This is a genomic window from Komagataeibacter saccharivorans, from assembly GCF_004348195.1.
GTDB lineage: Bacteria > Pseudomonadota > Alphaproteobacteria > Acetobacterales > Acetobacteraceae > Komagataeibacter > Komagataeibacter saccharivorans.
This window is the reverse complement of record NZ_CP036404.1, coordinates 638,016-649,234: the sequence shown is the minus strand read 5'-3', so window position 1 is coordinate 649,234 and position 11,219 is coordinate 638,016. Positions and strand designations below refer to the sequence as shown.

7 protein-coding genes are annotated in these 11,219 nt (G+C 56.9%); 4 read left to right on the top strand and 3 right to left on the bottom strand.

What is annotated here, in order from left to right; genetic code table 11:
* Window positions 1–95 precede the first annotated feature (95 nt).
* Entirely contained in the window at window positions 96–1,472 is a 1,377-nt protein-coding gene (locus KSAC_RS02785) for an HAD-IIIC family phosphatase (RefSeq protein WP_243705280.1), read from the top strand.
* Window positions 1,473–1,670: 198 nt separating this feature from the next.
* On the opposite strand, the gene KSAC_RS02780 is transcribed toward KSAC_RS02785, so the two are convergent.
* Both KSAC_RS02780 and KSAC_RS02775 read right to left on the bottom strand, forming a co-directional pair.
* The gene (locus KSAC_RS02780) at window positions 1,671–3,938 is read right to left on the bottom strand and encodes a TonB-dependent receptor (RefSeq protein ID WP_132304083.1); all 2,268 of its coding nucleotides are present in this window, start codon (window positions 3,936–3,938) and stop codon (window positions 1,671–1,673) included.
* Between the two features lie 565 nt (window positions 3,939–4,503).
* Window positions 4,504–5,160: a TetR/AcrR family transcriptional regulator gene (locus KSAC_RS02775; RefSeq protein ID WP_132304081.1), complete on the bottom strand. Its 657-nt coding sequence runs from the start codon at window positions 5,158–5,160 to the stop codon at window positions 4,504–4,506.
* A 100-nt stretch (window positions 5,161–5,260) separates the two neighbouring features.
* Here KSAC_RS02775 and KSAC_RS02770 point away from each other — a divergent pair, with 100 nt between their 5' ends.
* A complete protein-coding gene (locus KSAC_RS02770; protein WP_132304079.1) occupies window positions 5,261–6,682 on the top strand; it encodes a coniferyl aldehyde dehydrogenase in 1,422 nt (473 codons plus the stop codon).
* A 120-nt stretch (window positions 6,683–6,802) separates the two neighbouring features.
* On the opposite strand, the gene KSAC_RS02765 is transcribed toward KSAC_RS02770, so the two are convergent.
* The gene (locus KSAC_RS02765) at window positions 6,803–9,235 is read right to left on the bottom strand and encodes a TonB-dependent receptor (protein WP_243705279.1); all 2,433 of its coding nucleotides are present in this window, start codon (window positions 9,233–9,235) and stop codon (window positions 6,803–6,805) included.
* 359 nt (window positions 9,236–9,594) lie between these two features.
* Between KSAC_RS02765 and KSAC_RS02760 the strand changes: the two genes are divergently transcribed.
* The gene (locus KSAC_RS02760; protein WP_132304077.1) at window positions 9,595–10,458 is read left to right on the top strand and encodes an ABC transporter permease; all 864 of its coding nucleotides are present in this window, start codon (window positions 9,595–9,597) and stop codon (window positions 10,456–10,458) included.
* A 38-nt stretch (window positions 10,459–10,496) separates the two neighbouring features.
* A complete protein-coding gene (locus tag KSAC_RS02755) occupies window positions 10,497–11,213 on the top strand; it encodes an ABC transporter ATP-binding protein (protein ID WP_371208091.1) in 717 nt (238 codons plus the stop codon).
* Window positions 11,214–11,219: the final 6 nt, after the last annotated feature.

Here is an 11,219-nt window from a genome sequence, read left to right as displayed (position 1 = left end):
TTGACTATATTTCAGAATTCGTCACATCCATTTCCGACCTTCTTGACGGAAAGCCGACATTTTTCCTGTCATTCTGGGAGCCGAGGCAGAATTTCATGGGGTCACTTTTCCCCCGTTTTGATCTGTCCAATCCACAGTATTTCGTGACACGGCTTAATGCTGAAATGGAACGGATTATTCGGGCCTATCCTAATACTTTCCTTCTGGACGTGAACGACGTTCTCAATTCGATGGGTCGTTTCCGGATACAGGATGACTACGCGCGCGAACTTTCGCATGCATCGAATATATTCGATACCACCTTCGAGGATGATGGCAGGCGTATCCGCAACAGTACACCTGTTTCCCATATATATGATGTGGACGGCCAACCCGATGTTTACGGCCACTGCGTCTTTAACGTCATCCGTGATAATCTTGCCATTATAAACGCGGCAGCCCCGATCAAGCTTATTATCATGGATCTTGATGATACCATGTGGCGCGGTGTGCTGGCGGATGGCGACCGCACGCCTTATGAACGCACGGATTACTGGCCCATGGGTCTTGCCGAAGCCTTGCTTGTGTATAAGGCCAGAGGGGGGGTGCTGGCCATCTGCAGCAAGAATGATCCCGAACTGGCCCGCGCCGAGTTCGATCGCGTGTGGCGTGGACGCCTGAAGCTGGAAGATTTTGTATCGGTAAAGATCAATTTTCAGCCCAAATCGGAAAATATTCTGGAAATACTGGACGAGGTAAATCTTTTGCCTGCCAACGTCCTGTTTGTGGATGACAATCCGCGTGAGATTGATGAAGTCCGCTGTGTGATTCCCGAACTGCGATTCCTGAGCGAGGAGCACATGGACTGGCGGCGTGCGATCCTGCTTTCTCCCAGCACGCAGGTACCCCGGATCAGTACGGAATCCCGGCAACGTACCCAGACGCTGCGGGCCAAGATCAGTCGTGACCAGACGCGGCAGAAAATGAGCCGCGAGGAATGGCTCCGTTCCCTTCATATCCAGCAGCGTTACACCGTGGTGCGTTCGGACAATGACCGGAACTTTGCACGGGCATTTGAGCTTCTGAACAAGACCAACCAGTTCAATACCACCGGACAGCGCTGGTCGCTGGATGCCATAAAGAAATTGTTTGCGCAGGAGGGATATATATTCTGCGTGTTCCTGCGGGACAGGCAGACGGATAACGGCCTGATCGGACTGCACCTTGTCCAGAAGAACAGGATCATCCAGTCCATCCTGTCATGTCGTGTATTCGGCCTGTGCTCGGAATACGCGTCCATGCAGGTACTGGCACAGCATATCCTGGAAAAATACCCGACCGTAACGGGGGGATTCACAGCAACCGGGCGCAACTTTTATTGTGAAAATTATCTGGAGAAGTGTGGCTTTACCAGGGAAGGGAATGATTTCGTCACCCGTATTGCGCCTGCCTGTCCCCCTGAAGTCACCAATGAGGATAAAATTGCATGGTGATATATAGCTGAAGCCGACGGGAAGAGTGTGCGATCCCGATAAGGCGCCAGGTCGAGCGACAGACCGTTCGCAGTAGGGGCTGACCATCTCCCCTTATGGCAGACAAAAAGGTTTGTACCCTGTTTTATTCGACTGTTATCCTGCCTTCCTGAATATCAGGAAGGCAGGCATCGCAGTTTGTATGATCCGTAATGAAGATCAGAGATCGGCGCTGATCGAGAATTTGAACGTCTCGGGGTCTCCCATAACCAGATCGCTCTGGTAAACGGAGGCCCAGTAACGCTGGTTGCCTATATTGTCGACTTCAAAGCGCGCAGTGAGCGGCTTTTTTGCCGCCAGGAAAGTATATCGTGCGCCCAGATCGAAACGGGACCATGCGGGCAGATGCGTCGTATTGGCGTTGTTGAACTGCTGCTTGCCCGTGCTGATCACGCGGCCAACCAGTGTCAGCCCCTTTACGAAGGGGACATCGTATTCAAGGTTGCCATTGATGGTGTAGTTCGGCACGCCGATCACGGTCTTGCCATCATACGTGCCGCCCGTCGTATGCATCTGCTTGGCGTCAATCAGGGTCAGGCCACCGTTAAAGCGCAGGCCACGCAGGATTTCACCATTGAAGGTCAGTTCCATGCCCCGATTACGCTGCTTGCCATCCTGGGTGTAAATTTCCTGACCGGTATTGCCGTAGGCTTCGGTCATGCCCTGCGGCATGGAGGTCTGGAAAAAGGCCACGCCAGCCGCAAACCGTCCCACGTCATACTTGGCACCGACTTCGTACTGGGTGCTCTGGTACGGGGCGAAAACCTGTCCGGCATTGACGTAGGTTGCCCCCACGGTCTGCCCTGCCGACAGGCCCTGAATACGGTTGAAATACAGGGCGGCGTGTTTGACCGGGTGGATGACAAGCCCGATGACCGGCGAGAATGCAGCAGCATCGTAATGCGTACTCAGGGTTCCCGTGCCATAGGCATATGAATCCGACAGGATATCCTGATAACGGAAGCCGCCTGTCAGCGCGATGCGATCATGCCAGAACGTCATCGTATCGGACAGGAAGAAACTATACAGCTTGTTCCATGCCACACGACCGGGATTGTTCAGGCTGCCCCCGCTATAAGTTTCCGACGGCGTGAACTGCGTGGGGTGGTAGATGTTGCCTGCGTTGGAGACGAGGCTCATGGAATAGGCCGCGTCCGATTCTTCCCATATCGCGGACCCGCCCGCATTGATTTCGTGCTTGATGGGGCCAGTGTTGACATGCGCGCGCACGCCAGCCTGGGTTGCTTCGTTCATGACATTATACGCATCCGCCATGGCGCCCACCGTGCCGTCACCGGTGCGGGAGTTGGTAAGCGTGGTGGTCGCGTAATTGCCCATTTCATTGCCGCTCTGGGCGCCGAATTTGCCATATGCCGTTATGTGGCTGCCAAAATCATGTTCAATGTTCAGCGTGCCAAACAGATAGCTCAGATCGGTATAGGCCCAGCGCTGGCCCCAGTTTTCCGAAGGGGACGTTGCTTTTGGCGCAGGCATGTCCGTCGCCAGACTGGAAACGATGATCGCGCTGCGTCCACCAAAAACCTGCTGTTTCTGGTAGTTCATGTTCATGTCGATGCGCGTATCGTCATTATGCCAGTCGAAAGCCGCACCAAGGGCGACATCGTCATGCCGCTCGTCCTTGATTGCCGTTTCCCCATCCATGCCGGCGGCGTTGAAGCGGAATCCAAAGGCATGGTCCTTTCCAAACCGGCGGCTTATGTCAAACGCGCCACCGCCCTGCCCGCTGCTGGTATAATCGCCGGTGATACGGGTGATATCCGTCGCCCCCGCCCGTTTGGGGATCAGGTTGACGTTACCACCAATGGCCGAGCCACCGGGGGCCGCGCCGTTGAGGAAGGCGCTGGCGCCATTGAGCACCTGCACTGAGTCATAAAGCTGTGGAGACACAAGCTGGCGCGGCGTCACGCCATACAGGCCATCAATCGCCACATCATCCCCATACAGGGTGAACCCGCGGATCTGGAAAAGCTGGGCGTAATTGCCATACCCCATTGTGGTACGCACGGTGGGATCGTTCAGCAGGACATCGCCCAGCGTCTGTGACTGCTGGTTCAGGATCAGGCTGGAATTGTAGCTGCGGATGTTGAAAGGCACATCCAGCCCCTTCTTGTTGCCCAGCGCGCCCAGATCACCGCCGCTGCTTACATACATGCGGTTCTTGCGCGCGGCTGTGACGACAATGTCCTCATGCTGGCCGGGCGTGGCATCCGGTGTGTTTTCAGCCGTCGGGTCCGCGTTTTTCACCGGGTTATGGGCAGGCTGCGTGCGCGGTGCGGAAGACGGTTTCACCTTCTGTGGCACGGGGCTGGACTCGTCTGTTGCAGCGAGGGAAATCACCGGATTGGCAAGACCCGCCAGCAGGCTGGAGGCGCAGATGGTGCTGAGGCAAAGCGCACGAAGACTCATTATCAAAGCTCACGATATGACGTTCCCGACCGCTTATTTAGTAAATGATAGTGAATTGCAATATCAAATATGTCTTTTATGGGACAAACATTCCGAAGGGTTTTCCGGCCGCGTTCGTTCCACGGAGCAATCATTTTCCGCTTCATAATTCCTGTCGCGTTCTGGTGATTCTTTCCGGCTGAAGCCCTGTGGTCTGAGCAACAGACAGTGGGCGCGGATGTCACGCTCTTACGACGATGCCGGGTTGTCCCAACGTGGTGTTCGCCTGGTTCTATGGCAGGCTGCTTTGCCTGATCTGGCCTTATTCCCTGCATGGGAAAGCCAATCGGCGGAGTTCCGGTATTCTTGGTGGGAAACACGCTCACCGGACGGTTCGGCACTCCGGGAACTGGTCGATCGTCCTGCATGTGGCATGCGTCGGTTTGCCGGTCGCCAGAGGACATTGACCCGGTCCATGCTGCGACGGATGCAGAAGGACACGTTGGGACGTGTGCATGCAGAACTGTTTGAAATGCCTTATGATGTAGTCAAAATTTGGCGTCAAAAGATGCAGCTATCAATTTCATTATATTACTTTTGGATATGGTTCCGGATCATAAACTGATCCTGCATGACCATCCCCCTGACATAAGCCATCCAGCAGCACGTCCAGCGCCGCACGGACTGGCTCCATTCCTACCTTTTCTTCAAGAAGCTGGCCATTGATGGCCAGCATGGCCAGCCCGTGTACCTGCGCCCAGCTTGCCGCCGCCAGTGCGCTGATGGCAGCCGGGCGGAAACTGCCGTTCTGTTGCCCCTCCTCCAGAAGGCGTAAAAGGATCCCGAAAGTGTCCATGGCTGCGTCATGCAGGTGCGTGTCCGCCGTCTTGTCCGCATCCGCGCTGAACATCAGGCGGTAAAGGCCGGGATTGTGGAGTGCGAAATCAATACAGGCCCCGGCTCCGGCAATGAATTTTTCACGCACGGAAAGACCCTTTGCCCCCACGGCTTCCGTCATGCCCTGTCCCAGCCGGATAAAACCGATCCGCGCCAGTTCCCGCAGCAGGTCCTCGCGATCGCGGAAATGCTTGTAGGGGGCAGCGTGACTGACACCGGTGCGGCGGGCAACCTCGCGCAGGGTAAAGGTCCAGTTCTGATCCGTGGCCAGCATGCCAAGGGCCGTGTCGATCAGGGCGCGGCGCAGGTCGCCATGATGGTAGGGACGGTCTGTCGTTTCACTCATTCGCGATAGCCATGTTTACAGAAGAAACTTTCGTTGACACCGGATCATTCTACTCCATATCCTGCCTGCATAAGTTTCTCCTGTAAACATGGAGGTCGCAATGTCCAATACTGTTTCAGCAAATATTACCCCCGATGACCTGCGCCGTATCCTCGACCGTCAGCGGGCTGCGTTCGTCAATGACGGACCGCCCGTCCTGAAGCAGCGCCGGGCCGATCTGCGTCGTTTGAAATCTGAAATCCTGAAGCGGCGGACGGACATCACGCACGCCCTGAAAACGGATTTTGGCCAGCGATCAGAACGCGAAAGCGCAATTGTGGAGCTGATTCCGCTGGTGCAGTCGATCAATTATATGATCTGTCATCTGGGACAGTGGATGAAACCGGAACGCCGCCACGTTTCCGCCTATTTCCGGTCGGGTCGTTCGTGGGTGATCCATCAGCCCGTTGGCGTGGTGGGCATTATCGCGCCATGGAATTATCCGCTATCCCTTGCTCTTGTACCATTGGCCACCGCGATTGCTGCTGGCAACCGCGCCATGGTCAAGCCATCGGAACTCACACCCGCCACATCGGCTGTGATCGGACAGATCGTGCAGGCTGCTTTTGCGCCGGAACAGGTTTCCGTCGTGACGGGGGATGCCGAACTGGGTGCCGCGTTCTCCGCCCTGCCCTTTGACCATATCCTGTTTACCGGTAGTACGGCGGTGGGAAAGAAGGTTGCCGCTGCGGCCGCAAACAACCTGACCCCGGTGACGCTTGAACTCGGCGGGAAGTCACCGGTAGTGATTGAGCCCGGTTTTACCATACCGCTTGTGGCGGATCGGGTGGCATTCGGCAAACTGACCAATGCGGGACAGACCTGTATCGCACCGGATTACGTGCTGGTTCACGAAGCGGATCAACACGCTTTCGCCACGGCGTATCAGGTCGCTGTGGAAAAGCTTCATCCGGGCGGTTACGCTGGTTCACCCGATTACACCGCCATCCTGAACCAGCATCATTACGAGCGGCTTACTGCTCTGGTCCGCGATGCCGAGGAACACGGCGCGCGCGTCATCCGGATGGGCAGCGACTCAGCATCCAGTCATGTCCTTGCCCCCGTTCTGCTGCTGGGCGTCACAGCAGAAATGGCGGTCATGCAGCAGGAAATCTTCGGGCCTGTCCTGCCTGTACTGACATATCGGACACTCGATGAAGCGATCGCCTTCATTAACGCCCGCCCCCGACCTCTGGCTTTGTATTACTTCGGCAGAAAGCGCGCTGACCGGGACAGGGTGCTGAAACGCACGGTATCGGGGAGTGTGACCATTAACGGTACGTTGCTGCATTATGCGCAGGACGACCTGCCGTTTGGTGGCGTGGGGGATAGCGGGATCGGCGCGTATCATGGGAAAGAAGGCTTCATGACCCTCACTCATCCCCGGGGCATTTACCGGCAGGGTCGTTTCAATGCCGCCACGCTTCTTAAGCCTCCCTTTGGCAAACTGACCGATGCCATCACGAATTTTATTCTGCGGTGAGAAAAAATGCACTCTGAAGGCAGAATTCCCTGTGATGGGCGATTATGGCTGTTGGACCGGCGGGGCAGTCACGTCATGGCTTCCCGCCGGTAATGAACGTCGTGAACGATTTCCCCGACACTACAGACGATAGCTGAATTCACCACCGAACATCGCCGGGTCGCCGAGTTGCCCGTAAAACACGGCTCCGGCGGCAAGGGGTGTCATGGTAATGAAATACCGCTTGTCCAGCATGTTATGTCCCCAGAAACTGAGATCCCATTTGCCCGATTCAGGCCGTATGCCGATATGACCATCCAGCAGCCCGTACGGCCTTATGCGCGTATAGGAAGATTCGGATGCGTCGGCATAATAGCTGCTGCGATAGGTATAATCCGCACCCACAAAGAACACGAGCTGCCGCCAGAACCGACCGGATACATTGCCGATGTTTCTGAGATGCGTAGTATATTCCAGCCCGGCGGACAGGTTCCATCGGGAATTCAGTGGAATCTGGTTTCCCGTCAGACTGTACAGTCCTGACACGTTGGAAGATTCCAGCGGATGGGACGCGTTATTGAATGATGCAAAGAAGGCATCGGTATAGGATGCGGACAGGCGGCCCTCCAGCCCGGGCAGGATGGTGCCGCGTGTTTCAAGTTCCAGCCCGCGCGAAACAACGTGTTTGGCGTTTGTCAGATATGAAATCGTGGTGCCAGCCGAAGTATAATATGCGGCACTGGTGATGTAATCATGCACGTTGTTCCAGAATGCGTCGAAATTGACCACGAGCCGTTTGTTGAAAAACGCATTCTTGCTTCCGACCTCGAACATGTCGTCGAGTTCCGGTTTCACGTCCGGATTGGCGCCCTGTGCGATGTTCAGGCTGACCAGATTGATCCCGCCATTCCTCAATCCGCGACTGTAGGTGGCATAGACCAGATTATTGCCGGTTGGACGGTACACAAGGCTGAGCGTGCCGCTGGGTTCGCTTTCCCGATGGAATGCGTGATAGGACGTCGCCGCCCCCAGCACCCCCGCAGCAAGCGACGGGTTGGATGAGTTGACGATGGTTGATGTATAGCTGCCTGATTTGGTGACAAAGGAATACCGGAATCCCCCTTCAATGGAGAGTTTCGATGTAATGTCGTATTTCGCGCGCACATAGCCCGCAAGGTCGTTGGTGATCGGATTATCCGATGATCTGAACAGCGCACCATTATAGGCGGAATTGTACACGGCAGGCGACAGGCCGTAGCCATAATACTTTGCGCCCTGCGCGGAAATCTGCCAGCGCGTGTAATCCGGCACTTCCTCATACATGTAGAAAGCACCGGCGGATATGTGGAAACGGCGTCCTTCGGGGGACGATATCTTCAGTTCTTCCGTGGCGTGCTGTTCATATACCTGATTGTTGCCAGCGGTCAGCGTCCGCAACCCCGGTATGGTGCCAAGACCACCGGAAAATCCGTTATGCGGGTACCACAGCCATGAATGCCATGCCGCGGTATTTTCCAGTTTCCACCCATGCGGCAGCCGATAGGTAACATCCAGCGAGACACCGTACGTTTCCTGATCCACGGCCTGACTGCCGGTGGATGGCAGGGCCACCTGCATGTCACGGACGCCATGGGCGGGCAGCGTCTCAGCCCCCGCAAAGGCAGCGCGTTGCCAGTAATTTCCCACCACGGCCGCCCCGTTGGCATAGTGGGTAAGTGCCGTGGAAAAAGGTGTGACGCAGCAGCTTTCCTTAAGATGCGAATAATCGGCGATCAGGCGGATTGTCAGCCTGTCAGTCGGAACCGCCAGTATCTGCCCCTTTACGCCAATATCGTGATAATCCTGATAATCCCGCCCTGTCGTGACGTTTTTTATATAACCGTCATGATTGATTGAAAATCCGGACAGGCTATAGGCGACCTTGTCGCTGCTGCCGATCGGGCCGGTGGCCCGTAGCCGGACATTGGCGGTATTGTAACTGCCATAATCGCCGGTGACGGAGTAGCCCCGCGTAAAGGATGGCGCGAGCGTGGTGATGTTGATCGCGCCGCCATCGTTATCCACCCCACCACGCGTAGCCTGCGGGCCCTTGAGAACCTCCATGCCCGCCAGATCGCTGATGTCGCCCAGTACGGCGCCGGGCCGTGTCTGGTACACGCCGTCGATATAGACAGCCGTACCGTTTTCCAGCCCGTCCTGCGCGCTGGAACTGAAATTGCCAAGGCCGCGCACGTTGATGGCCGTGTTACGGGGATTGGTGACCTGAAGCGAGACCGCGGGCAGCAGTTTCACAGCCTGCTGTATGTTGGTGATCTGGTGGGATTGCAGATCGTGTTCGGTGATGGTCGTCACAGCCACGGGGTCGTTCTGCCGTGCAAGGATCTGACGCCGCGACAGGGAGCGCGTGGCGGTGACCTTCATTTCCTCGGGATGCGTAGCGATCACGGCGTTCGTGCTGCGCGTTGCCGGGGAATGGGACTTTACGGCTTTCGGCGCGCGCTGCGGATTGCTCGGGCTGTCGGCGGCATGGCCGGGGTTGATGACGCCCGTCGTCACCAGCAGCGAGAAGGCCAAGGAACAATGCGCGACCAGACGCCTGTCCGATGATGGCCATCGTAAATTCTGCTGTCCGTCCGGTATGGCGCGCATTGCATCCCTCGAAATAAACGAATCATATGTGCATATATTATTATCACTACCTATAATCGTTCATAAGTTCGGATGTGAGTCAATATGACAATACGAATCGTTTTAATATCGGTTGATCTGCGCGGCGAAAGGCATGTGTGTATGCGAGATAATGTTGGAATGGTGCGATCTCGATTAATTTAATCATATTAAATGTGAAAACCAATTGAACTACGATCAGCGATGTGGAACAATTCCATCATTGGCAATGATGATATAGATTGAAAACTACAGCGGGTGATCGTATGTTAAAGGCATCCCAGCCTACTGGTATCCACACGCATGGTCTGTCAACGGATGTGCTGTCCGGCCTTCTGTCCCGACATGGCCGCCTGCCCCGATGGCGCGATATTGCGCGTTATGTTTCGCCGCTGGCGCTTGTGGCGTTGTGGCAGGGTAGCTGTTCGGTGGGTATTCTCTCGACGCATCTCGTCGCCTCACCAGCCCAGATCGTCACGACGGCATGGTCGCTGATGCGCGATGGTACGCTGGAGGCCAATCTTGGCATCTCCCTGCTTCGCGCGGTGTCGGGACTGTCGATCGCGCTGCTGGTGGGTATGGTCCTTGCCCTGATTTCCGGCCTGTCGCGTATCGGCGAGGATATTGTCGATGCCCCACTGCAGATCATGCGTACGCTGCCGGTGCTGGCGCTGGTGCCGCTGTTCATCCTGTGGTTCGGGATCGGGGAGACGCCAAAGGTACTTCTGGTGGCGCTCGGCGCGACCTTTCCCGTTTATCTGAATTTTCATAAAGGCATCCGCACGGTTGATCCGAAACTGCTGGAAATGGCGCAGACGCTGGGGCTTTCGCGGGGGCAGACGGTTCGTGATGTCGTTCTTCCGGCGGCCCTGCCCGACCTGCTGGTCGGCGTGCGTTATGCCGTAGGGGTCGCGTGGCTGATGCTTGTCGTGGCCGAACAGATCAACGCCGAAAGTGGCATCGGGCACATGATGATGGATGCGGAAGATTTTCTGCGCACGGACATCATCCTGGTGGGGCTGATGGTGTACGGCCTGCTGGGCCTGCTGTCGGATAATCTGGTCCGTGGGCTGGAAACGTGGCTGCTGGCCTGGCGTCCGCTTTCGCCGCGACGGGGAGAGAACGCATGAACACCCTTTCCTCCCCCGCACAGACGCGACCCGGACCCATGGTCAATGCTGCCGACGCTGCCGTGACGGTCACCGGCCTCACCCGCCGCTTCGCCAATGGTCCGGCGGTGCTCGACGGGCTGGACCTGCATATCGCGCCGGGCGAATTCGTCGCGCTTCTGGGCCGGAGCGGATCGGGGAAATCAACGTTACTGCGTATGCTGTCAGGACTTGACCCGGTCACGGAAGGTTCGGTCCACCGTCCCGATGATGTGGCGGTCGTGTTTCAGGAAAGCCGGCTCCTGCCCTGGCGACGTGTATGGCAGAACGTGGTGCTGGGACAGAAAAAGGACGCTTCGGTCCGTGCGCGTGCCGAAGCGGTTCTGCAGGAAGTGGGGCTGGCCCACCGTAGCGAAGCCTGGCCGCTTACGCTGTCGGGGGGCGAGGCCCAGCGCGCGGCGCTGGCACGGGCGCTGGTGCGGGAGCCGGACCTGCTGATGCTGGATGAGCCGTTCGCGGCACTGGACGCGCTGAGCCGGCTCAGGATGCAGCGTCTGGTTGCCGGGCTATGGCAGCGCCATCGCTGCGCCGTGCTCCTTGTCACCCATGATGTGGATGAGGCCGTGTTGCTGGCGGACCGGGCGGTGGTTCTGGAATCGGGACGTATCAGGACGGATCTGGCTATCCCCCTCGACCGGCCAAGACGGCATACCGACCCGCAATTCGAACAGTTCCGCCAGACGCTGCTGGATGCGTTGGGTGTTCACGATGACTGACACGTC